Genomic DNA, 21,298 nt, shown 5'->3' with positions numbered 1-21,298 from the left:
GAGGGGGCGGATCGGCGGGGATAGGCGCGGTCAGCTGGGGAAGGGTCGGGAGATAGGCGAAAAAAGGGGAATCGTCATGTCCGACCGGACCTATCGCGTCACCGAGATCGTCGGCACCTCGCCCGAGAGCGTCGAGGCCGCCATCCGCAACGGCGTCCGGCGCGCCCACGCGACCCTGCGGCACCTCGACTGGTTCGAGGTCCTGCACGTCAGGGGCCAGCTCGACGAGGGGGAGGTCGCGCACTTCCAGGTCACCCTCAAGGTCGGCTTCCGCCTTGAGGACCCCGAATGAGTGAACGCCCCGGGACACCGCGAAGGCGCCCCGGGGCGGGTGGCGCTACGACGCCTTGCTGACCGTCGACATGTTGTAGTCCGCGATCCGCAGGGGCGGCATCGACGCGCGGGTGAAGTAGTCGGACCACTCGCGCGGCAGGGTCTGCCGCGCCGCGCCCGTCTCGGTCACCCGCGAGAGCAGCCCGACCGGGCTCTCGTTGAACCGGAAGTTGTTGACCTCGCCGACGACCTCGCCGTTCTCGACCAGGTACACGCCGTCGCGGGTCAGCCCGGTCAGCAGGAGCGTCTGCGGGTCCACCTCGCGGATGTACCACAGGCACGTCAGCAGCAGGCCCCGCTCGGTGCGCGCGACCATCTCCGCCAGGGACGCGCCGCCGGGAGCGCCCTCCATGAGCAGGTTGTCGATCTCCGGGGACGGCGCCGCCGCGCCCGTCAGCTTCGCCGAGTACCGGGTGGACAGCAGCGAGTTGACCTTGCCGTCGCGGATCCAGTCGGTGGCCGTCAGCGGAAGCCCGTTGTCGAACACCGACGAGTTCGAGCCGGACGCCAGCGCCAGCGCGAACGGCGGGCACTCCAGGCCCGGCGCGTTCGGGTCGCTGTACAGGCGCAGCGGCAGGCTCGACAGCTCCGACCCGACCGGGTGCGAGCTGAACACCGTCCGGCCCTCGTGCGCGTCCCTGGCCCCGGCCGTCCAGTACAGGTAGATCATGAGGTCGGCGACGGCGCTCGGCGGCAGCAGCGTCTCGTACCGCCCGGCCGGGAGGTCGATCCGCCGGTCGCCCCAGCCGAGGCGCCGGTTCAGCTCGGCGCCCAGGCCCGGCACGTCCAGGTCGGTGAAGTCGCGGGTGCTCGCGCCCGTCCAGGCCGAGCTGCCCGCGCTCTTGGCGTTGAGCTCCAGCTTGCCTGTCGGCTGGTCGTGCCGCATCCGCAGCCCGCTGGACGAGCCCAGGAACACCGTGCTCATCTCGTGGTGCGCGAACCCGTACAGCCGGTGGCCCGCCTCTTCGGCGCGCGCGAACTGCTCGCCCAGCGCGGGGGCGAACCCCGCGAAGACGGAGATGTCGGTGACGGCCGGGTCGGCGTCCCAGTCGCCGTGCGTCCCCGACAGCAGCGGCGCGACGTCCTCGGCCGGCTCCGCGCCGCGCGCGATCTCCTCGGCGTCCTTGACGAGCTGGCCGATCTCCGCGGGGCCCGCGCCCGCCCGCGACACGACGCCCACGGACCCGTCCTGGATCGCGACCACGGTGAGCCGCCGGGAGCGGCCGACGCCGTTCGTGGTGAGGGTGTTGCCCGCCCAGCGCAGGTTCGCGCCGCTGGACTCCTCGGCGATGACGACGCAGTCGCTCGTCGTCGAGAGCGAAAGCGCCCGCTCGACGGCCTCCTGTGGCCTCACTTGCCAGCCTCCTTCACCGCGTTGAGGATGTTGACGCCCCGGAACAGGGCGGAGGGGCAGCCGTGGCTGACCGGGGCGACCTGCCCCGGCTGGCCCTTGCCGCAGTTGAACGCGCCGCCCAGCACGTACGTCCGGGCGCCGCCGACGGCCTCCATGGAGTTCCAGAAGTCCGTCGTGGTCGCCTGGTAGGCGACGTCCCTGAGCTGCCCGGCGAGCCGCCCGTTCCTGATCTTGTAGAACCGTTGCCCGGTGAACTGGAAGTTGTACCGCTGCATGTCGATCGACCACGACTTGTCGCCGACGATGTAGATGCCGTCCTCCACGCGGGAGATCAGGTCGTCCGTCGAAGGCGCGTCGGCGGCCTGGTCGGCGGCCAGCGACACGTTAGCCATCCGCTGGATCGGGGTGTTGCCCGGCGAGTCGGCGAACGCGCACCCGTTGCTGCGGTCCTGCCCGGTGAGGCGGGCGATCCGCCTGTCGGTCTGGTAGCCGGTGAACACGCCTCCGGTGATGATGTCCCAGCGCTGGGTGGCCACGCCCTCGTCGTCGTAACCGATCGTCGCGAGGCCGTGCTCGGCCGTACGGTCGCCGGTGACGTTCATGACGGGCGACCCGTACTGGAGGTCGTTCAGCAGATCGGGCGTCGCGAACGACGTCCCCGCGTAAGCCGCCTCGTAGCCCAGCGCGCGGTCCAGCTCGGTGGCGTGGCCGATCGACTCGTGGATCGTCAGCCACAGGTTCGACGGGTCCACCACCACGTCGAACGTCCCGGCCTCGACCGACGGCGCGGCGAGCTTCTCGGCCAGCAGCTCCGGGATCGTCGCCAGCTCCGCCGGGAAGTCCCAGCCCTTGCCCGTCAGGTACTCCCAGCCACGGCCGACGGGCGGCGCCAGCGTCCGCATCGTGTCGAACGCCCCGTCGGCGATCTTCACGGCGGTGAACTGCGGATGGATCCTGACCCGCTGCTGGGTCGTGACGGTGCCGTCCAGCGACGCGAAGAACTTGTTCTCCTTCACCTGGAGCAGCGCCGCGTCCACATGGTCGACGCCCGCCTCCAGCAGGCCGCGCGACCACCCGGCCAGCAGCTCGGCCTTCTCGCCCGTAGGCACGGTGAACGGATCGACGTCGTAGGCCGAGACCCACAGCCGCTCGCCGTGAGCGGGCTCGGCGGCCAGTTCCACGGGCTCCCGGTTGATCGCCGCGGCGACCTTCGCGACCGCGACGGCCTGCTCGGCGACCGCGACGGCGGCCTCGGGCGTCAGGTCGATCCCCGAGGCGAACCCCCAGGTGCCGTCCTTGACGACCCGCACGGACAGCCCGATGTCGTCGGCGTCCAACGCCGTCTCCAGGACCGCGTCCTTCAGCCGCAGCGTCTGGCTGCGGATCCGTTCGAGCCGGAAGTCGGCGTGGGTGGCCCCGAGCTCGCGGGCCCGGGTCAGCGCGGCGTCGGCCAGGCGCCGCAACGGAAGGGCGGTGAAAGCCGGATCGATTTCATGCACCCCCCGAACCTAACGACTGCGGACGGTTCCGGCATGCGTGTCGGCCGCGCCACCCGTTGCGCGGGAAGGACAAACCGGGGGGTCGGATCTTGTCGTCGTCGGCATCTCTGCGGGCCGACCCGGACCGGTAGTGTCGGCGGCGATGTGACGTTCGCTACCCAACGGAGGTTTCGCGCATGACGCGCTCAGTGCTGGTGACCGGCGGCAACCGGGGCATCGGGCTCGCGATCGCCCGGGAGTTGCAGGCCGCGGGCGACGCCGTCGCCGTCACCTACCGGTCGGGCCAGCCGCCCGAGGGCCTGTTCGGCGTCAAGTGCGACGTGACGAGCTGGACGGACGTCGACGCCGCCTTCGGCAAGATCGAGGCCGAACAGGGGCCCGTCGAGGTCGTCGTCGCCAACGCGGGCGTCACCGACGACAACCTCATGGCGCTCATGAGCGAGGACTCCTTCAGCAAGGTCCTCGACACCAACCTCACCGGCTCCTTCCGCGTCGCCAAGCGCGCCGTGAAGGGCATGATGAAGCTGCGCAGGGGCCGCGTCATCTTCATCTCCTCCGTGGTGGGCCTCGCGGGCTCCGGCGGGCAGGTCAACTACGCGGCGTCCAAGGCGGGCATGGTCGGCATGGCCCGGTCCATGGCCCGTGAGCTGGGTTCGCGCGGCATCACCGCGAACGTCGTCGCGCCGGGCTTCGTCAACACCGACATGACCGCCGACCTGCCCGAGAAGCTCCAGAAGACGATCAAAGAGAACATCCCGCTGAAGCGGCAGGCCGAGCCGGAGGAGATCGCGAAGGTCGTCGCGTTCCTCGCGGGCGACGGCGGCTCCTACATCACCGGGGCCGTGATCCCGGTCGACGGCGGACTCGGAATGGGGCACTGACATGGGCATCCTCGAAGGCAAGAACATCCTGGTGACGGGCGTCCTCACCGACGCCTCGATCGCGTTCCACGTCGCGCGGCTCGCGCAGGAGGAGGGTGCCAACATCATCCTCACCGCGTTCCCCCGGCCGACGCTCACCGCGCGGATCGCCAAGAAGCTGCCCACCGGGCCGGACAACCCGCCGCCCGTCATCGAGTTGGACGTCACCAACCCCGAGCACCTCGACGGGCTCGTGTCGAGCGTGGAGGCGCACGGCTGGGACAGGATCGACGGCGTCGTCCACTCCATCGGCTTCGCCCCCCAGGACGCGCTCGGCGGCAACTTCCTCAACACCAAGTGGGAGGACGTCGCCACGGCCGTCCAGATCTCGGCGTTCTCCTACAAGTCGCTCGCGATGGCGTGCCTTCCGTTGATGAAGGGCGGCGGCTCCGTTGTCGGCATGACGTTCGACGCGCAGGCCGCCTGGCCGGTCTACGACTGGATGGGCGTCGCGAAGGCCGGGCTGGAGTCCGCCAACCGCTACCTGGCCCGCTATCTCGGCAAGGACGGCGTCCGCTTCAACCTCGTCGCCGCCGGCCCGATCCGCACGATGGCCGCCAAGTCCATCCCGGGCTTCGAGGGCATCACCGAGGGCTGGTCCAAGTCCGCCCCCCTCGGCTGGGACATCACCGACGTCGTCCCCACGGCCAAGGCCACCGTCGCCCTCCTCTCCGACTGGTTCCCCGCCACCACCGCCGAGATCATCCACGTCGACGGCGGCGTCCACGCCATGGGCGGCCAGTTCGACTGACCCCCACCCCCTCCCGAGGTCCGGCCCCCAGCCGGGCCTCTCCCTTTTCCAGGAAGACCCAGACCAGAAGCCCGGACATCGGGGGTTCAGAAGATGGGTGGGCGGCCTGCGCGGGTGAGTTTGCGGACGGTGGTCCAGCGCATCGGGGTTCGGGGCCCTGGGAAAGTCCTGAGTCCCTCGGTGAAGCCGGTGAGAGAAGCGCGTAGGGCGCTGGGGTCGCGGAAGCGGGTGAGGGTGAGGACGATCCAGGTGGCGAGGTTGAGCGGGATGAGGAGAGCGGGGAGGTTGCGACGGGCCAGCCAGACGCGGTTGCGGGCGTTGAGGCGGTAGAAGAGGGTGTGGCGGGCGGGGTCGGTGGCCGGATGGTGGACGACGATCCGGGGGGCGTACGCGCCGGTGCGGCCGTTGTCCCAGAGGCGCCAGGCGAGGTCAACGCCTTCGTGGAAGAGGAAGAAGTCACCGGGCCAGCCGCCGACCTGGTCGAAGGCGTCACGGCGGACCATGACGACCCCTTCGGCCATGACGGTCACGGTGCCACCGCGATCGGGGTCGGACGCGCGCAGGCGGGGGACCCAGCGGCGCAGCGTCACGCCGGAGCGGGGGTCACGGATGCGCGGCTGGACGTAAGCCAGGCTCGGCTCGGCGGCGAACTGGGCGACGAGCCGAGCCAGGACGTCCGTCGTCGGTAGGACGGCGTCGTTGTCGAAGAAGAACAGATAGTCTCCCTTGACGTTCGAGGCCCCGACGTTTCGCCCCTCGGGGATGCCGACGTTCTCGGCGAGCTCGACGGTACGGACGCCGTCCGGCACCAGCGCGGGAACACATCCGTTGCCTACGACGACCACGTCCAGTTCCACGCCTTCCTGCCCAAGAAGCGAGCGCATGGCTGCGGGGAACTCCTCGACCCGGTCGTTCATCGTCAGCACGACCGCCCCGACACTCGGCCGCACGCTTCGCTCGCTCAAGGAATCGCCTCTGGTCGCTCACCGCTCGAAGATCGTCCACTCGGCGGCCACCCGCCAGCCGCCCGGGATTCATCTTCTGGATGAGCCAGCTTAGCCAATGCCACTCACGGCACCATCCTGTTTCCCCAGATCACGCGCAATGCGTCGATGACGCGCTGGACTTGGTCGTCTGTCATCGCCGGGTAGCACGGCAGGGACAACTGCCTAGCCGCTACGACCTCGGTGACCGGAAGGCGCGGGTTGTCCTCGTCCGCGAATGCCCGCAGCGTGTGGACGGGCCGGAAGTGCCTGCTCGTGGAGATGCAGTGCTCGGTGCGGAGCCGGTACGCGACCTCGTCCCGGTCCACCGGGGCGTACCCGGCGTCAATGAAGATCGAATAGAGGAACCACCCTGGCTCGGTGTCCGGCAGCACCTTCGGGGTCGAAAGCCCCGGCAACGCCCGGAGGGCCCTGCTGTAGATGTCTGCGATCTCGGCACGCCGGGCGGTGAAGTCGGCGAGCCTGTGCCACTGCCGCAGGCCGACCGCCCCGGCGAGGTCGGACATCACGTACTTGAGGCCCGGTACGGCGACGTCGTAGTCGGCGGTACGGCGCTCGGTGTGCCGCTGCCAGACGGACGAGTCGATGCCGTGCCGTCCGAGCAATCGAGCTTTGCGGACCAGATCCGCGCGCCCGACGAGCATGCCGCCTTCACCGGTGGTGATGACCTTGTTGGCGTAGAAGCTGAAGGTGCTGAGATCGCCGACGCTCCCGGCGCGCAAACCGTCTCTCCGGGCGAGCAACGCATGGGCCGCATCCTCGACAAGGAGAAGTCCCCGATCGTCGGCGAGGGTCCGGAAGCGCCGGAGATCGCACGGGTGTCCGCCGTAGTGCATCACGATGACGGCCTTCGTCCTCGCCGTGACGGCCTTCTCGGTCAGTTCGGGCGAGAGGTTGTGCGTCGTCGGCTCGACATCGACGAAGACGGGACGCGCGCCCACCTGGCGGATGGCGTTCGCCGCAGCGCAGAAGGTCAGACTCGGAGTGATCACCTCGTCGCCCGGGCCGACTCCCGCGGCGAGCAGGGCGAGATGGAGGGCCGCGGTGCAGGAGGTCACCGCGAAGGCGTCCTCGGCACCGAGGTCGGTCCTGACGGCGTCCTCGAAGGCGGCGGCCTTGGGGCCGTGGGTCAGCCACCCGGACCGGAGGGTGTCTACCACCTCGGTGATCTCGTCGTCGCCCAATGACGGCCGGTTCCACGGGATCTCCGGGATCGGCGATGGGTCAACGGCCACGGTCGCCGTCCACGGTCGCGCGGGCGTAGAGGTCGTGCAGCCGGTTCAGCTCGGGCGACTTGAGCGCGCGGAGTCGGCCGGTCGCGTGGCGGAGCCTGAGGCCCTTGAGGTTGTCGTACTCGGGGTGATCGGGGTCGGTGATCTGCCGGGTGGCCAGGGCTTCGGCGATCTCGGACACGCCCGTCGTGAGGGGAGTCGTGCATGTGTCCGGTGCGAACGCCCCGAGCCGGGCGAAGCTCGTGCGGTAGTCCCGAGCGTCTGCCTCGTCGCGCTCGGGACCAACGTCGATCACCGTGCCGGGCACGAGTTCGGCGACGGTCTCGGCTATCCGTCTGATCGTGTGGTTCTCCCGGTCCGACCCGACGTTCAGCGTCCGGCGTCCTGCCGGGCGTTCCAGGACAGCGGCCAGCACGGCGGCCACATCGGCGACGTGGACGAGTGGGCGGCGCTGGGAGCCGCCGTTGAGGGGGACGCGGCCCCTCGCCGCCGCCTGTGCGGCCATGCGGTTGACGACCGAGTCCAGGCGCTGCCTCGGGGACGCGCCGTGGACGGTCGCCAGCCGCAACGTGGTCACGTCCGCCTGGTCGCGCAGGACGTGCGTGACGTGCCGCTCGGCGAGGGCCTTCGTGCGGGCGTAGACGCCGAGCGGGCGGGGCTCGGTGTCCTCGGTGACCGTCTCCTCGTGCCGCCCGTAGACACTGCATGAGGAGAACAGGACATAGTGCGGGACCCCGCAGGCCAGGGCCGTGTGCGCCGCCATGACCGGTGAGCTGAAGTTCAGTTCGACCGACAGGCGTTCGTCCACGGCACAGGCCGGCTCTCCGACGAGTCCGCCCATGTGGACCACCGCGTCCGCCCCGGCGAGCGCCTCGCTGAGTACGTCGGGGTCGCGGAGGTCGGCGTGAATGAAGCGACAGGCGGACGGGAGGAGGCAGCGGGGATCTTCGGCGCGCCGGTAGACCAGCCCATCGACCACGGTCACCTGCATGCCCAAGCTGACGAGACGGGGGGCGGCGACGGTGCCGATGTATCCGGCGCCGCCGAGAAGCACGACGTGCATGGAAACTCTCCTTCAGTAGTCAGCGGGACGGGGGAGGGCGAAGCGGGCCCGGCCGAGCGCGGTCTCTCGCAGGTCGGCCAGCCGGGGGACGAAGGTCAGGTCGAGTTCTTCGGTCGGACGCAGCAGCCCGCTGGGGCATCGCTCGGCGATCCAGGTCCGCGCACCGCCCGGCCAGGCGAGGTTGACGCCGACCTCGCCCTTGGGGATCACCCCGTTGAACGGGACGGGTATCGCCTCGGTGTTCCAGTAAGCCGAGACGCCGGTCGCCTTCGCCTGTTCGAAGACCGGGAACAGTTGCGGATAGCGGGGACCCGCCCGCATCAGGCGGAACAACGTCTGACCGAGCAGCCCGGGCGCGTCCCGCGCGAGCCTCGCGTAGGTGGCGCCGCGGAACGTCACCGACGCCGCGTCCCGCTTCAGCGCGAGCGCCGCGGTGGCGAACACATGCGGGAGTCGTTCACCGACGTAGGCGACGACGTGGCTTGCCAGCGTCGGTTCGACGCTGGCGACCAGTTCGAGAAGCCGGTCCCGGCCAGGGCTGAACAGGGCGAGGTCGAACAGGTGCCCCATCGACTCGACGGCCGAGAAGGCGAGTTGCTTGTACAGCCGGTTGTTCAGCTCCCCGCTCTCGCCGCATGCCTTCGTCGCTGCGCTGGTCGAGTGCAGCATCAGGTACTCGGCGACGACCTCGAAGTAGAGATATCCGAGGAAGGGGACGACCGGTACGGCTCGCGCCAGCTCGTCGAGGAAGTGCCTTGGGCATGGGAGTTCCCCCAGGGCCATCGCCATCATTCGATCAAGGAACGGGGCTGCCTGGTTGACGCGGAGTATGGCGTCCTGCCTGAATGCCTGGTCTTCGGGAGGAGTCAAGAAGTCCCGGTACGCCTCATATATCTGAAGGTGTGCCTCGCCGAGACGGAGGTAGTTGACGCCCTTGGCGGGAACGGGTCGTTCCGGCGTGATCTCGAAGACGAGCGTGTGGGTGCAGGGCTTGGACTCAAGGAGCCAGGTGCCCAGGTTGTGCGGTCGGAGGCCGCTCCCTTCCGGCGTGAGAGGCGCTCCGTAGAGCGCTCCGACCAGGCATCCGGCGGCCTGGTACAGCTGGCGGCTCCGACGAATCTCCTTCAGGTACGTGGTCGTGTGCATGACATGGACCGGCTTGCCGCTGGTCATGCCCTCCAACAGGGACCCCGCCCGCAGCATCCACCCGTTCGGCGTCTCTTCCAGGCGCCGTCGCCACTGCGCCTCGCTGACCGCCAGACGGCCCGGCGTCGTTGGACGGTCAGCGTCGGGGCCGTAACCGGTGTGCGCGTTCTCCCATGCGATGTTCACGCGGTCTCCTCAGACGTCGAAGACGGATCGACGGGCGTGGTGGATCGCTTCGGCGGGCGACGCCCCGGCCAGGTGCGCCCGTTCACTGGCGACCACGAGGCCGAACGCGACCCGGCACATCCATTCCGGGACGCCAACGCGAAGTCGGGACATGTCGGGCCACCATCTGCGACTGGGCAGCCGGTACCGGTCCAGGCAATCGGCGGCTTTCAGCACATCGATCAGCTGCTCGGCCGCCCGGTAAGCCCGTAGCTGTTCAGCGGAGAACGCCGGGTAGTCGATGTCGTGCAGCCTGACGGCCGTGCTCGTGGCGCGGATCTCGGCAGCGGTCAAGACCCCGCCGACCGCGCCGGTCAACTCCTCGTGATTGCGTAGAAGCCACGATGCCGCTCGACCGCCGTGGCCCGGATCGGCTCGATCGTTGACGCGACGGCAGTCATGAACGGCGGCGGCGAGCCGGAGCGCCGCCGTCTGTGACTCGCCCATGCCGTATCGCTCAGCCAAGAGCTCCGCGATCATGCATACACGGGCTCCATGCAGGAGTCCGTGTATGCCGTCCGCCTGGCGGGGTTCGGCGAACCACGCCAGGTCGGGAAAAAGCGGTGCCGGTGGCTCCGCGAGGAGAGGGGGCGCGGCGCTGTCGCGCGGCGCATGGTCTTCGATCCACGCGAGTGTGGGCAGGTCCATCTTCTGGTGTTCGGGAAGCCGTCCCGAGCGAGCCAGTTCGTGAAGGGATTCCGTGGGTCCGGCGCGCACTGGCGGCCTCCTAGGTCGGTTGAGAGCTCAGCGGTGTGGAACTGGCTCGCTCAGCCATGCCGGGATGGCAGCTGGATGGGTGCCGAGCCACGCGGCGTAGCGCGCCACCCCCGAGGCGACGGTGACCTCGGGCCGCCATTCCAGGAGGTCGGCCATACGCCGCGTCGAGGCGAACCCGCCGAGAGGGTCGCCGGGCGGGAGCGGCGTGTGGGCGAACGGGACATCCGGATAGTGGAGACGGACGAGATCGGCGATTTCCCGGATCGTGGTCCCGCGCCCGCTACCGATGTTGATCGTCTGGTTGTGGGCGGCTGGCGCGATCAATGCCCGCAAGGTGCCCACGGCGATGTCGTCTACATGCACGAAGTCGCGTACCTGGTGGCCGCCTCCGTTGAGTTGGAGCGGCAGTCCGAGGGAGGCCCGCATGCAGAACCAGGCGACGACCCAGGAGTGGGAGTTCTCCTTGACCGTCTGCGGCTCGCCGTAGACAGAGAAGTAGCGCACGATCGTGTGCGAGAGGCCCGCCTCAGCGAGCACGGCGGCCGTCTGGAACTCGCCCCACGCTTTGCTTGAGCCATATACCGACAGCGGCGCGAGCGCGGCCTCTTCGGAGAATTCTCCTGACGGCGCGGTCCGGTTCCCGTAGACGCTGGCCGACGACACGAACACGACACGCCGTACGGTCTCCGTCGCGGCAGCGGCCTCCAGCACTCGTTGTGTGCCGACGATGTTCGTCTTGATCGCGTCGAAGGGCCGCCTCGTGCATGCGGCCACGTCCGCCAGCGCGGCGGCGTGGATCACGTAGTCGCAGCCACGCATCACCCGCCGGACCAGCCCCGGCTCCGCGACGTCCCCTACGTGGAAGTCGTGGTCGTCGGTCGAGATTCCGAAGTGTTCGAGGTAGACCGCGATCGGGTAGGCGTCGAACTTGCAGACCGACACCGGGAACGCACCGACCTGCCGAAGCCGCGCCGTCAGACGCGACCCGATCAGCCCTCCCGCACCGGTGACCAGCACCCGAGCACCCGCCAGCTCATCCAGAGGCACAATGCCCTCCTTCACGTCTCATCCGGGGTGGGCATGTGCAGTACGTGGCAGATACGGTCGGCGGCCTTCGCGGGTTCGGTGATGGGCGCGACCTCGTCGCCCCATGACCAGCACCAGGTCCAGAAGCCGTTTCGCCGCTTGGCGGAGATCCGTTCGTTGAGCGCGACGCCGGAGAGCGTCGCCGCGGCGGGGCTGCGGGGGTTGGCGACGACGAGGGTCGGAAGCTCGCCGACGAACTCGGCGTGGGTGTGGAGTCCGCAGGAACTCAGCGTGTCGGCGAGGGACTGCAGGTGGCGCACGGCCTCCTGAGCCTCCTGCCCCGACACGGTGGCGGGACGGTTCGCGTTCGCGGGGCGCAACCTCCCGCCAGCGTTGTCGGCCTGCATGTGAACCTCCTGAAGATCGACGCGATGCCCTGATGGGAAGCGATTCCCGCTCGACTCGGCGTACTAGTCCGCTGGCGGGCCGCGAGCTAGTATGCAACACTCTACGCATGCTAGTATGCGTTGGCAACGGGGGATTTCTGGGTAGGGTGGATGTGAGCTAGTAGATGAGGGGGAGTGTGGTGTCGCCTCGGATTGAGCGGAGTCGGCCGCCCTATCTGCAGATCGCCGATCATTATCGGAAGGCGATCCTGGAAGGGCGGCTGGAGGAGGGGCGGCAGTTGCCTTCCGTCGCCAGGCTTTCGCAGGACTGGACGGTGGCTACGGCGACCGCGGCGAAGGCGCTGAAGCTGCTTCAGAGTGAAGGGCTCGTCAGGTCCACGTCCCAGGGGAGTTTCGTGACCCTCGCGGCGCGGCAGACGACCGGGCCTGACCGGCTTCAGCTTCTGCGTGCCACGGGCAGCGGCTACCGGGCCGGTGAGCGGGTGGAGATCCTCGGCGCGTCACTGGTTCCGGCTCCGGCCGGTGTGGCCGAAGCCCTCGGCGTCGAAGAGGGCACGCCGGTCATCCGGCGCGAGCGTGTCTACCGGGACGACGAGGGCGTGGTGGCCGTCTCGACCTCGTGGCTGCCCGGGGAACTGGCGGCCGCCGCGCCGGAGCTCGTCTCCACGGATCCCCTGCCGAAGATGACATTCGGTCTCATCGAGGAACGGACGGAACGCCGCGCGGTCCACCGCCGCGACGTGGTGTCCGTTGAGGCGGTGCCGGGCGAGGTGGCGCCGGTCCTCGGTGTGGGTGAGGGTGACGTCGTGCTGACCATGACGAACTACTACTGGGACCAGCACGGCGACGTCACCGAGTACGCGCGGGACTACCTCGGTCCTGGTCGTGAGCTATCAGGCGAATACCCACTGACCTAGCACGCGATGGGTGGTGAGTGGGCCCGGGGTGTCGTGGCCGGGCCCTTATCTGTGGGTGTTGCGCGGCCTCTCCGGCGGCTGGGGCCTGGGCTGGGCTGGTGGGTCGGGGGTGTGGGGCGGGTGGGTCAGCGGTGGGGGGTGGGGCGGCGGAGGTGGGCGCCCAGGATGGTGAAGTGGGCCATGACGAGGGTGGTGACGGCGGCGGTGGCGGCGGCGGTCCAGAGGGCCTGGGTGGGGTTGCCTGCGGGGGTGGTGGCGGAGGCGGGGGAGATGATGTGGGTGGGGGGGAGGGCCAGGGTGGTGGTGGGGGCTTCGGCTACCTGGGGTTCGGGGAGGATGTCGGGGGTGGTGGGGGCGGGGAGGGGGGCGGTGTAGGCGGACTGGGGGAGGGGGACTCGGGAGGAGGCGGGGGTTGGAGGGGCCGGGGGGGCGGGTTTGGGCTTTTTGGGTTTGGGCTTGGGCTCTTCGGCTTTGCCCTTGTTGATGCTGGGGGAGGGCTTCGGCTTGGGCTCCTCCTTGGGGGGTTTGCCCTGGAGGGTGTCGAGTTGGTCTTTGATGTGCTCGACGTTGTTGTTCCACTGGCAGGTGATGTTCTCGATCGTCGTCTTGGGGTCGACGCCCTTGACGCAGCCCTTCTCGTCGGCGGCGGCGGGGGTGGCCGACAGTACGAGCAGGGCACCTGTCGAGACAAGGACGGTCGCGGCGCCGAGACGGCGGGAGGGACGTCGTCCGGGGTGCATGCTCCTCCTCGGGGGGCGGGGTGGGAGAAAGTGATCCCTTTCGCCTTATTTAACGGATCGACGGCGCCCAAGTCACGTATGCGCAACAAGAAAACGAATCGGATTCTGTCGCGGGTACCCGCCGACCCCGCCGGCCCCGCCGGGCTCAGCGGACGGCCCGTCAGGTGAGGAGGCCGACGAGGCGGGTGCGGCGGGCGGGCGGCGTCCGGTCGGCGGCGGCCCGCGTGAGCCCCGGCCCGGCGGCCGTCACGATCGACAGGTGCGTCCGCGCCCGCGTCAACGCGGTGAGCAGCAGCGCGCCCGACAGCCCCGACGCCGAGGGGAAGACGGCGACGACAGCGGGCCACCGCGTACCGGCCGCCTGCTGCACCGGGATCGCCCATCCGTGCCGCAGCCGGGCGACGAGAGCGCGCGGCACCCGGACCTTCCCGTCGACGAACGCCACGGTCAGCCCGGAAGCGTCTGCCTCCGTCACGGTGCCCGTCTCGCCGGCGGGCGCGCCTTCCAGCGGCACCGCCACCAGCACCCTGTCCCCGACGTCGAACCCGCCGCACACGCCGGCGCCAGGGTTGACGACCGCCTTCAACGAGGCGTTGAACGCCGCCGTCCCGGCCAGCCCAGGGGTGAGCACCTGCACCGAGTCGGAAGGAATCCCGAGCGCCCGGGGAATCGAGTCCGTCAGCAGTTGCCCGGCCCGGTGCGCCGCCTCGGCGCCGTCCTTGACGGGCACCACGACGACCTCCCGGTCCGGCGCGGCCACCACGGGCAGCCCCCCGCCCCGCACCCCCGACACGAGCTCGGAAAGCGGCCCCGACGAGGGCGCGACGGCCGTCACCGGCACCGCGCCCGAAGCGACGAGATCCGCCAGCACCCGACCGGGCCGCAACGAAGCGAGCCCATCGACATCCCCGAACAGCACAAGATGCGCCCCGTCCGGGCACGCCTCGACCAGCGCGGCTGCGGCCTCCACGTCGAGCGCCTCAGCGCCCACCACGGCCACGAGCGCCGCGTCCAGGGGCCACTGCTCCCCGCGCGCGTAGCCGAGCCCTCCGTGGCCCTCACGGGCCTCCAGGAGCCGGTGCAGGCTCACCGCGCCCGGATACTCGGCGGCGGCCGTCGCGGTGACGGCGGCGACGGCGAGCGGCACCCCGGTCGCGGCGAGCTCCGCCAGCACCCCGTCGGGCGGCCCGGTGACGACGCTGACGCCGTGGAACAGCGCCTGCCGCGCCGCCTCCCCGTCGGCCGAAGCCTCCAACGGCGGGGCTGTCGCCGACAGCCGCTGGACGCCCTCCGCGACGGTCTCCTCGGCCAGCCCGTACCGCGCGAGCGCCAGCCACTCCTCCGGGTCGGGCAGCTCCTCGGCGTCGTCCGGAACATCCGGCTCCTCCAGGAACAGCATGACGCGCGCCTCGTCGAGCGCCGCGTTCACCGCCGCGAACGGGTCGGCGATCCGCAGCCCGCGCAGCGCCGCCACCACCTCGGCGCCGGGAAGCGCGGTGTCGCCGCGCCGGGCCGCCTCGGCGAGCAGGTGCGCGACGAGCGCGCGGCCGCGCCGCGGGTCCTGCGGGTCGGGGTCGGTGAGGACGTCGCGGGCGAACGCGTCGGCCTGCGCGGGCGTGACGCCCGGCACCCGCAGCAGTTCCCACGGGTCGCCGCGCAGCAGCGCGGCGGCGTCGCCGCCCAGGTGGGCGTGGGCGCGGTCGGCGAGGGCCTCGGGCAGGCCGAGCAGGTCAGAGGACATCGGATACGTCGTCCAGGGCGTCGCGGATCTCGTCGGGCAGGGTCAGGTCGTCGGCGGCCAGCGCGGCTTTCAGCTGGACGGTGGTGCGGGCGCCGACGAGCGGTGCGGCGACGCCCGGCTGGTCGCGGACCCAGGCCAGCGCCACCGCGAGCGCGGTGGTCCCGAGCCCATCGGCGGCGGTGGCGACGGACTCGACGATCCGGGCGCTCTGCTCGCCGAGATACGGTGCCACGAAGTCCTCCAGACGGTCGCGCGCCGCGCGGGAGTCCACCGGGATCGCGAGCCGGTACTTGCCCGTCAGCACGCCGCGGCCGAGCGGCGACCACGCGAGGACGGACGTGCCGCAGGCGAGCGCGGCGGGCAGCACCTCGCGTTCGGGGTCGCGCTGGAGCAGCGAGTACTCCACCTGGTCGGACACGATGGGGCAGCGCGTCGGCCAGGACCGCTGCCACGTCGCGGCGGTCGCGAGCTGCCAGCCGTTGTAGTTGGACACGCCGACGTACCGGGTGCGCCCGGAGGAGACCGCCTCGTCGAGCGCGGCGAGCGTCTCCTCGTACGGGGTGTTGGGGTCGTGCGCGTGCACCTGCCACAGGTCGACGTTGTCGACGCCGAGCCGGTCCAGCGAGCGGTCGAGCGCGGACAGCAGGTGGCGGCGCGAGGAGTCGTAGCCGTGCGGGGTGAGCCCGGCCTTGGTGGCCAGGACGAGTTCGTGGCGGTCCACGACGGAGCCGAGGAGGCTGCCGAGGATCTGCTCGCTGCGCCCGTCGCAGTACACGTCGGCGGTGTCGACGAGGGTGCCGCCCGCGGCGACGAACGCCCTGAGCTGCCCGGCCGCCTCGGTGGGGTCGGTGCCCTCGCCCCACGTCATGGTGCCGAGCCCCAGGCGGGACACCATGAGCCCGCTGCGGCCCAGCTGACGATGCTCCATGAGTCCTCAAGGCTATAGCGTCCCGCTGACACCGACGGGGGGAGTGTGCCCGTGCGCACCTCGGGCCCGCGTGTCCGTTGCGCCCGGTGTCTGTCGGTATCGCCCGTCACAGGCTACCCTTCGGCTGTGGTTGATCACACCGTCGGCCCGCAGGACGACCCGGGGTACCTCGCCTCGTTGCGCACACCGTCCATGCTCGGACGCCTGCGCCGGTCGTTCCTCCTGCTCAGCGCGGTGCCGGTGGTGGTGCTCGCGCTGTCGCCGTTCATCATCAGGATCGAGACGCACACGCTGGACACGCCGCCGCTGTGGTCGGCCGCCGCGGTGCCCGTCCTCGCGCTCGTCGCGCTGTGGCTCGCCGCGCGCCTCCCGCTGCCGCTCCCGCCGACCCACGACCCGCGACGCGCGGCGCAGCGGGTGTCGGAGGCGTTCCGCGGCGCCCTGTTCCTGCGGTTCGCGCTCACCGAGGGCGTCGTGCTGGCCGGGCTGCCGCTCGCGATGGCCGCCGACTCCTTCGCGCCGATGGCGCTCGCGTTCGTGTGCGGCTACCCGCTCGTGGTGACGCTGGCGCTGCCGACGCGCGGCACGATCGAACGGATCCGTACCCGGCTCGGCCCGGACGCCGCCGCCTATCTGTGGCCCGCGCTGCTGGCGCCCTACGAGCCCCGGCTGGTCGCCGAGTGAGCGCGCGCACGGTGGTGGTGAGCGGCGCGGCGTCCGGCATCGGCGCGGCGACCACCGCCCGGCTGCGCGCGGACGGCGACACCGTCATCACCGTGGACCTGCGCGACGCCGACGTCGTCGCGGACCTGGCGACGCCCGAGGGCCGCGCCGCCGCCGTCGCGGGCGTGCGGGCGCGGACGGGCGTCGTGCACGGCCTCGTCCCGTGCGCGGGCGTCGCGGGCCTCACCGGCGTGGACCCGGCGCTCGTCGTGTCCGTCAACCACTTCGGCGCGGTCGGGCTCGTCGAGGGGCTGCGCTCGGAACTCGCGGCGGCGGGCGGCGCGTCGGTGGTGCTGCTGTCGTCCAACTCCGTCACCTGCCAGCCGGGCTGGCCCGTGGACGTCGCGCGGGCGTGCCTGGACGGCGACGAGGACGCCGCACGGGCCGCCGTCGAAGGTGTGGACGCCGTCCAGGTCTACCCGGCGACCAAGGCCGCCCTGGCGTACTGGCTGCGCCGCGAGGCCGTCACCGCGCGGTGGATCGGCGCGGGCGTCCGGCTGAACGCGGTCGCGCCCGGCCTCATCGCCACCGCCATGACCGACGCGCTGCGCGCCGACCCCGTGCTCGGCGTGTTCGCCGACGCCTACCCGACCGCCCTCGGCCGTCCCGGCAGGCCCGAGGAGGTCGCCGCGCTCGTCGCGTTCCTGCTGTCGGACGCGGCGTCGCTGCTCGTCGGCTCCGTCGTGGTCGCCGACGGCGGCACGGACGCGATCGTGCACCCGCGCCGCCCCGCGCCGATGTGAGCCGCTACAGCCAGCCGCTGCGCTTGAACCTGCGGTGCAGGAGGAAGCACGCGCCGACCATGACGGCGACGGCCAGCGGGTACCCGAACCTCCACTCCAGCTCCGGCATGTGCTCGAAGTTCATGCCGTAGATCCCGGCGATCATCGTCGGCAGCGCCAGGATCGCCGCCCACGCCGAGATCTTCCGGACGTCCTCGTTCTGCTGCCTGCCGAGCAGCGCCAGGTGCGCGGTGAGCACGCTGGTGATGAGCTCGTTGTGCGCGTCGACCTGCTGGTCCATCCGCAGCAGGTGGTCCTGCACGTCGCGGAACCTGTCGGCGAGGTCCGCGCACAGCCGCACCCTGCCCTTGACGAGCTCCTGCATGACGGGCAGGAGCGGGTCCTCGGCGGTGCGGAACTCGAGCATCTCGCGTTTGAGCGTGTAGATGTCCTCGGTGTGGTCGCCGCCCCTGCGGGTGAAGATCCGGCGCTCCAGGTCCATGATGTCGGCTTCGATCTGGTGCGCGACGACGTCGTAGGTGTCGGCGATCTCATCGAGAACCGTGTACAGGACGGCTCCCGGACCCTCGCACAGGAGCTTCGGATCGTCCTCCAGCCTCGCGCGGGCCGCCTTCAGCGGGTTGGCCGCGCCGTACCTGACCGTCACCACGTAGTCGGCGCCGACGAACAGCATGATCTCGCCGACCGTCACCTCGGTGGGCCGCGTGTAGGAGACGGTCTTCACGACCATGAAGAACGCGTCGTCGTACTGTTCGAGCTTGGGCCGCTGGTCGCCCTCGGTGGCGTCCTCGATGGCCAGGGGGTGCAGCCGCAGTTCCCGCGCCACCTCGTCGAACTCGGCGGGCGCCGGGTCGTGCAGCCCGATCCACAGGAACGCCCCCGGGTCGTCCCGGACGGAGGCGAGCGCGGTGGCGACGTCCCCGGCGGGGCTCTCCCGGAACCCGTCGCGGTATATCGCGGAGTCGACGATCACCCGGCAAGTATCCGGCAAGATCCCGCTCCGTGCCCAGAGTCCCGGACGCCACGATCCTGTGGGTATCGGCGGTCGGGGATCCCCGCCGGGGGAGGGGCGGGGACGCATAGAGTGAGGGTTGTGCCGACAGTTCTTCTCATCCGTCATGGTTTGACCGCGCAGACGGGGCCCGTCCTCACCGGCTGGACCCCCGGCGTGCCCCTGGACGAGCGGGGCAGGGCCCAGGCCGAGGCGCTCGCCGCGCGGCTGTCCGGGCTCCCCCTGGACGCCGTCGTGTCCTCCCCCCTGGACCGGTGCCGGGAGACGGCCGGGGCCGTCCTGGCGGGCCGTGCGCTCGCCCTGGAGACGGACGACAGGTTCGGTGAGGTCAGGTACGGCGACTGGACCGGCCGGAAGCTCTCGGAGCTGGCCGAGGAACCCCTGTGGAAGGTCGTCCAGGCCCATCCGAGCGCCGTGGTGTTCCCCGGCGGGGAGGCCCTGGCGGCGGCGCAGGCACGGGCCGTCCAGGCGGTCCGTGAGTGGAACGCGCGGCTGGGCGAGGAGGCCGTCTACGCGGTCTGCTCGCACGGCGACATCATCAAGGCGATCACCGCCGACGCGCTCGGCCTCCACCTCGACCAGTTCCAGCGGATCCAGGTCGAGCCCGCGTCCCTCACGGTGATCCGGTACACCGCCCTGCGGCCGTTCCTGGCGCGGCTCAACGACACCGGGGGATCGGTGGCCGGGCTCGTCCCGCCCAACCCGGGGAGCGGTGACGCACCGGTCGGCGGCGGCGCGTAGGGTCGGATCATGCCGGTCATCTCCTACGACATGCCGGACCGGTTCGTCGCCGGTACCATCGGCCAGCCCGGACAGCGGGCGTTCTACCTCCAGGCCCGCGACGGCGCCAGGACCACGAGCGTCGGCCTGGAGAAGTTCCAGGTCGGGCTGCTCGCCGAACGCCTGGAGGAGCTGCTGGACGAGGTGCTGCGGCGCAGCGGCGGCGTCGCGCACGTCCCCGCGCTCACCCCCGAGGCGCTGCGCGACGACTCCCCGCTCGACCTGCCCGTGGAGGAGGAGTTCCGGGTGGGGTCGCTGTCGCTGGCCTGGGATCCGGAACGCGAGCTGGTGATCATCGAGGCCGCCGAGTCCGCCGAGGCCGACGCGGGCGAGCCCGACCCCGAGGGCGACACGCTGCGGGTGTCGCTGAGCGCGGCGCGGGCCCGCGCGTTCGCCGAGCGGGCGCTGCGCCTCGTCGCGGCGGGCCGTCCGCCGTGCCCGCTGTGCGGCCTTCCCCTGGACGCCGCGGGCCACGTCTGCCCCCGGCAGAACGGGCATCTAAGGACAATATGACGCGGTCCCTGGCGGAGGACTCCGTGGCGGCGGAGAAACTGCTCACCGAAGGTGAGATGACCGTCGAAGGGCGCATCGTCCAGGCGTCCAACGCGACACTGCGCTGTGACATCGAGCTCGGCGGGGTGCGCGCCAAGTGCGTGTACAAGCCGATAGCGGGCGAGCGGCCCCTGTGGGACTTCCCCGACGGCACCCTCGCGGGCCGTGAGGTCGCCTCCTACCTGGTGTCGCAGGCGATGGGTCTGCGGGTCGTGCCGCCCACCGTGCACCGGGACGGCCCGTACGGGCCCGGCATGGTCCAGCTGTGGATCGAGCCGGATCCGGAGGTCGACCTTGTGGCGCTGTCCCGCGCCAACGACCCGGCCGTCCGGCGGGTCGCGGTGTTCGACGCGGTGGTGAACAACGCCGACCGCAAGATCGGGCACCTGCTTCCGGTGCCGGGAGGGCACGTCCACGGCTGCGACCACGGCGTCACCTTCTCCACCGACTACAAGCTGCGCACCGTGCTGTGGCAGTGGCGGGGCAAGCCGCTGAAGCCGCTCGCCCTGCAGGCGCTGGCGAAGGTGCGGGCCGAGCTGGACGGGACGCTGGCCGAGCGGCTCACCGGGCACATCACCCCCACCGAGGTGGAGGCGACCCGCCACCGGGTGGATCTCATGCTGAAGCACAAAGTCCACCCCTACCCGCCCGAGGACTGGCCCGCCGTCCCCTGGCCCCCCATGTGAGGTCCGCATGTGCACGTGCCTGCTGAGCTTCGACCCCGCCGCCCCCGTGCCCGTCCTGGCGGCCGGTGTCCGTGACGAGTACGTCGACCGGGCGTGGGACCCGCCCGCCGCGCACTGGCCCGACCACCCGGGCCTGATCGGCGGCCGGGACCGTCTGGCGGGCGGCACGTGGCTCGCGGTCAACCCGGCCGAACGCCGACTCGGCGTGATCCTGAACGGCTGCGGTGTGGACGCCCCCGTCGAGGGCCGCCTGTCCCGGGGCGACCTGCCGTTGCGCGTCGCCGCCCACGGTGATCTCGGCCCCCTCGACCCGTCCCGCTTCGACCCTTTCCACCTGATCTGCGCCGAGCCGGACAAGGTACGGCTCTGGACGTGGACGGGCCTCGACCTGACCGACCGCTGGCTGGAGCCGGGCTTCCACCTCGTCGTCAACACCGGCCTGGACGCCACCTGCCCCGGCCCGTCCGCCATCCCGGAGTCCGCCCTGGAGGGCATCCGCTCCCGCCTCGCCCACTTCCGCCCCCTCCTGGAATCCACCCCCCGCCCCACCCCCACCCCCTCAACCTCCCCCGCCGAAGCCTGGGGCCCCTGGCTCCCCCTGGCCGACGGCGCCAACCTCCCCCTCTCCGACCCCCGAGCCCTCGTCCACCGCCACCCCACCCCCGACAACCGAGTCTTCGGCACCACCTCCATCTCCCTCGTAGCCCTCTCCCACAACACCCTCCGCTACGACTTCACCCCCACTCCCGGCACCCCCACCGCCTGGCACCGCGTCCTCCCCTGACCGGGCGTGTTCGTC

At 71.3% G+C, this 21,298-nt stretch carries 23 protein-coding genes; 10 read left to right on the top strand and 13 right to left on the bottom strand.

The genetic code is table 11. The annotated features are described in order from the left end of the window. Positions 1-76 precede the first annotated feature (76 nt). Entirely contained in the window at positions 77-292 is a 216-nt protein-coding gene (locus LO762_RS13305) for a dodecin (protein ID WP_230614924.1), read from the top strand. Positions 293-337: 45 nt separating this feature from the next. Here the strand turns inward: LO762_RS13305 and LO762_RS13300 are convergent, their stop codons facing one another. Then, positions 338-1,687, bottom strand: a complete 1,350-nt coding sequence (locus LO762_RS13300) for a metallopeptidase TldD-related protein (RefSeq protein WP_230614923.1) — start codon at positions 1,685-1,687, stop codon at positions 338-340. After that, positions 1,684-3,186: a TldD/PmbA family protein gene (locus LO762_RS13295; RefSeq protein WP_230614922.1), complete on the bottom strand. Its 1,503-nt coding sequence runs from the start codon at positions 3,184-3,186 to the stop codon at positions 1,684-1,686. Before LO762_RS13295 ends, LO762_RS13300 begins: the two co-directional genes overlap by 4 nt. A 176-nt stretch (positions 3,187-3,362) precedes the next feature. Here LO762_RS13295 and fabG point away from each other — a divergent pair, with 176 nt between their 5' ends. Next, positions 3,363-4,067: a 3-oxoacyl-ACP reductase FabG gene (gene fabG, locus LO762_RS13290; RefSeq protein ID WP_230614921.1), complete on the top strand. Its 705-nt coding sequence runs from the start codon at positions 3,363-3,365 to the stop codon at positions 4,065-4,067. A 1-nt stretch (position 4,068) separates the two neighbouring features. Further along, on the top strand, positions 4,069-4,857 hold the full coding sequence (fabI, locus tag LO762_RS13285; protein ID WP_230614920.1) for an enoyl-ACP reductase FabI: 789 nt from the start codon (positions 4,069-4,071) through the stop codon (positions 4,855-4,857). 86 nt (positions 4,858-4,943) lie between these two features. Here fabI and LO762_RS13280 read toward each other — a convergent pair whose 3' ends face one another. The 7 genes from LO762_RS13280 to LO762_RS13250 all read right to left on the bottom strand — a co-directional run bounded on the left by LO762_RS13280 (position 4,944) and on the right by LO762_RS13250 (position 11,677). Then, the gene (locus LO762_RS13280) at positions 4,944-5,822 is read right to left on the bottom strand and encodes a glycosyltransferase family 2 protein (protein WP_230614919.1); all 879 of its coding nucleotides are present in this window, start codon (positions 5,820-5,822) and stop codon (positions 4,944-4,946) included. A 104-nt stretch (positions 5,823-5,926) separates the two neighbouring features. Next, entirely contained in the window at positions 5,927-7,096 is a 1,170-nt protein-coding gene (locus tag LO762_RS13275; RefSeq protein ID WP_230614918.1) for a DegT/DnrJ/EryC1/StrS aminotransferase family protein, read from the bottom strand. Next, on the bottom strand, positions 7,086-8,156 hold the full coding sequence (locus tag LO762_RS13270; protein ID WP_230614917.1) for an NAD(P)-dependent oxidoreductase: 1,071 nt from the start codon (positions 8,154-8,156) through the stop codon (positions 7,086-7,088). The genes LO762_RS13275 and LO762_RS13270 overlap by 11 nt, the downstream gene beginning before the upstream one ends. A gap of 12 nt (positions 8,157-8,168) precedes the next feature. Next, positions 8,169-9,488: a hypothetical protein gene (locus LO762_RS13265; RefSeq protein ID WP_230614916.1), complete on the bottom strand. Its 1,320-nt coding sequence runs from the start codon at positions 9,486-9,488 to the stop codon at positions 8,169-8,171. A 9-nt stretch (positions 9,489-9,497) separates the two neighbouring features. Further along, a complete protein-coding gene (locus LO762_RS13260; protein ID WP_230614915.1) occupies positions 9,498-10,244 on the bottom strand; it encodes a hypothetical protein in 747 nt (248 codons plus the stop codon). Positions 10,245-10,271: 27 nt separating this feature from the next. Further along, entirely contained in the window at positions 10,272-11,291 is a 1,020-nt protein-coding gene (locus LO762_RS13255; protein WP_230614914.1) for an NAD(P)-dependent oxidoreductase, read from the bottom strand. Positions 11,292-11,302: 11 nt separating this feature from the next. Further along, positions 11,303-11,677 (bottom strand): hypothetical protein, encoded by a 375-nt coding sequence (locus LO762_RS13250; protein WP_230614913.1) that lies wholly within the window; start codon positions 11,675-11,677, stop codon positions 11,303-11,305. A gap of 179 nt (positions 11,678-11,856) precedes the next feature. On the opposite strand from LO762_RS13250, the gene LO762_RS13245 reads away from it, so the two are divergent. Further along, positions 11,857-12,594, top strand: a complete 738-nt coding sequence (locus tag LO762_RS13245; protein WP_230614912.1) for a GntR family transcriptional regulator — start codon at positions 11,857-11,859, stop codon at positions 12,592-12,594. 125 nt (positions 12,595-12,719) lie between these two features. On the opposite strand, the gene LO762_RS13240 is transcribed toward LO762_RS13245, so the two are convergent. The 3 genes from LO762_RS13240 to LO762_RS13230 all read right to left on the bottom strand — a co-directional run bounded on the left by LO762_RS13240 (position 12,720) and on the right by LO762_RS13230 (position 16,003). Then, on the bottom strand, positions 12,720-13,334 hold the full coding sequence (locus tag LO762_RS13240) for a hypothetical protein (protein ID WP_230614911.1): 615 nt from the start codon (positions 13,332-13,334) through the stop codon (positions 12,720-12,722). Positions 13,335-13,494: 160 nt separating this feature from the next. Beyond that, entirely contained in the window at positions 13,495-15,075 is a 1,581-nt protein-coding gene (locus tag LO762_RS13235) for an ATP-dependent RecD-like DNA helicase (protein WP_230614910.1), read from the bottom strand. Then, positions 15,065-16,003: an aldo/keto reductase gene (locus tag LO762_RS13230; protein ID WP_230614909.1), complete on the bottom strand. Its 939-nt coding sequence runs from the start codon at positions 16,001-16,003 to the stop codon at positions 15,065-15,067. The genes LO762_RS13235 and LO762_RS13230 overlap by 11 nt, the downstream gene beginning before the upstream one ends. Before the next feature lie 126 nt (positions 16,004-16,129). On the opposite strand from LO762_RS13230, the gene LO762_RS13225 reads away from it, so the two are divergent. Together LO762_RS13225 and LO762_RS33480 are read left to right on the top strand one after the other, a co-directional pair. Beyond that, on the top strand, positions 16,130-16,687 hold the full coding sequence (locus LO762_RS13225) for a hypothetical protein (RefSeq protein ID WP_230614908.1): 558 nt from the start codon (positions 16,130-16,132) through the stop codon (positions 16,685-16,687). Beyond that, the gene (locus LO762_RS33480; RefSeq protein WP_230614907.1) at positions 16,684-17,469 is read left to right on the top strand and encodes an SDR family oxidoreductase; all 786 of its coding nucleotides are present in this window, start codon (positions 16,684-16,686) and stop codon (positions 17,467-17,469) included. The genes LO762_RS13225 and LO762_RS33480 overlap by 4 nt, the downstream gene beginning before the upstream one ends. Positions 17,470-17,473: 4 nt before the next feature. On the opposite strand, the gene LO762_RS13215 is transcribed toward LO762_RS33480, so the two are convergent. Then, positions 17,474-18,442 carry a magnesium and cobalt transport protein CorA gene (locus LO762_RS13215; protein ID WP_230614906.1) on the bottom strand — a complete coding sequence of 323 codons (969 nt, stop codon included), beginning with the start codon at positions 18,440-18,442 and terminating at the stop codon, positions 17,474-17,476. Between the two features lie 120 nt (positions 18,443-18,562). On the opposite strand from LO762_RS13215, the gene LO762_RS13210 reads away from it, so the two are divergent. The 4 genes from LO762_RS13210 to LO762_RS13195 are packed head-to-tail and all read left to right on the top strand — an operon-like array spanning position 18,563 to position 21,283. After that, positions 18,563-19,222 (top strand): MSMEG_4193 family putative phosphomutase, encoded by a 660-nt coding sequence (locus tag LO762_RS13210; protein ID WP_230614905.1) that lies wholly within the window; start codon positions 18,563-18,565, stop codon positions 19,220-19,222. A 9-nt stretch (positions 19,223-19,231) separates the two neighbouring features. Next, the gene (locus LO762_RS13205) at positions 19,232-19,774 is read left to right on the top strand and encodes a DUF3090 family protein (RefSeq protein ID WP_230614904.1); all 543 of its coding nucleotides are present in this window, start codon (positions 19,232-19,234) and stop codon (positions 19,772-19,774) included. After that, a complete protein-coding gene (locus LO762_RS13200; protein WP_230614903.1) occupies positions 19,771-20,499 on the top strand; it encodes an SCO1664 family protein in 729 nt (242 codons plus the stop codon). Before LO762_RS13205 ends, LO762_RS13200 begins: the two co-directional genes overlap by 4 nt. A 7-nt stretch (positions 20,500-20,506) precedes the next feature. After that, a complete protein-coding gene (locus LO762_RS13195) occupies positions 20,507-21,283 on the top strand; it encodes an NRDE family protein (protein WP_230614902.1) in 777 nt (258 codons plus the stop codon). Positions 21,284-21,298 lie beyond the last annotated feature (15 nt).

Origin of the sequence: Actinocorallia sp. API 0066 (assembly GCF_020991275.1) — a bacterium.
Classification (GTDB): Bacteria; Actinomycetota; Actinomycetes; order Streptosporangiales; family Streptosporangiaceae; genus Actinocorallia.
Note: the sequence above shows the minus strand (reverse complement) of the source record. Positions and strands in the feature narration are given on the sequence as shown.

What these genes read in the sequence shown, in the direction of transcription:
- LO762_RS13305 (WP_230614924.1), top strand. Translation starts at nt 77, where the DNA reads ATGTCCGACCGGACCTATCGCGTCACCGAGATCGTCGGCACCTCGCCC.
- fabG (WP_230614921.1), top strand. Translation starts at nt 3,363, where the DNA reads ATGACGCGCTCAGTGCTGGTGACCGGCGGCAACCGGGGCATCGGGCTC.
- fabI (WP_230614920.1), top strand. Translation starts at nt 4,069, where the DNA reads ATGGGCATCCTCGAAGGCAAGAACATCCTGGTGACGGGCGTCCTCACC.
- LO762_RS13270 (WP_230614917.1), bottom strand. Translation starts at nt 8,156, where the DNA reads ATGCACGTCGTGCTTCTCGGCGGCGCCGGATACATCGGCACCGTCGCC.
- LO762_RS13250 (WP_230614913.1), bottom strand. Translation starts at nt 11,677, where the DNA reads ATGCAGGCCGACAACGCTGGCGGGAGGTTGCGCCCCGCGAACGCGAAC.
- LO762_RS13240 (WP_230614911.1), bottom strand. Translation starts at nt 13,334, where the DNA reads ATGCACCCCGGACGACGTCCCTCCCGCCGTCTCGGCGCCGCGACCGTC.
- LO762_RS13235 (WP_230614910.1), bottom strand. Translation starts at nt 15,075, where the DNA reads ATGTCCTCTGACCTGCTCGGCCTGCCCGAGGCCCTCGCCGACCGCGCC.
- LO762_RS13230 (WP_230614909.1), bottom strand. Translation starts at nt 16,003, where the DNA reads ATGGAGCATCGTCAGCTGGGCCGCAGCGGGCTCATGGTGTCCCGCCTG.
- LO762_RS13205 (WP_230614904.1), top strand. Translation starts at nt 19,232, where the DNA reads ATGCCGGTCATCTCCTACGACATGCCGGACCGGTTCGTCGCCGGTACC.
- LO762_RS13200 (WP_230614903.1), top strand. Translation starts at nt 19,771, where the DNA reads ATGACGCGGTCCCTGGCGGAGGACTCCGTGGCGGCGGAGAAACTGCTC.
- LO762_RS13195 (WP_230614902.1), top strand. Translation starts at nt 20,507, where the DNA reads ATGTGCACGTGCCTGCTGAGCTTCGACCCCGCCGCCCCCGTGCCCGTC.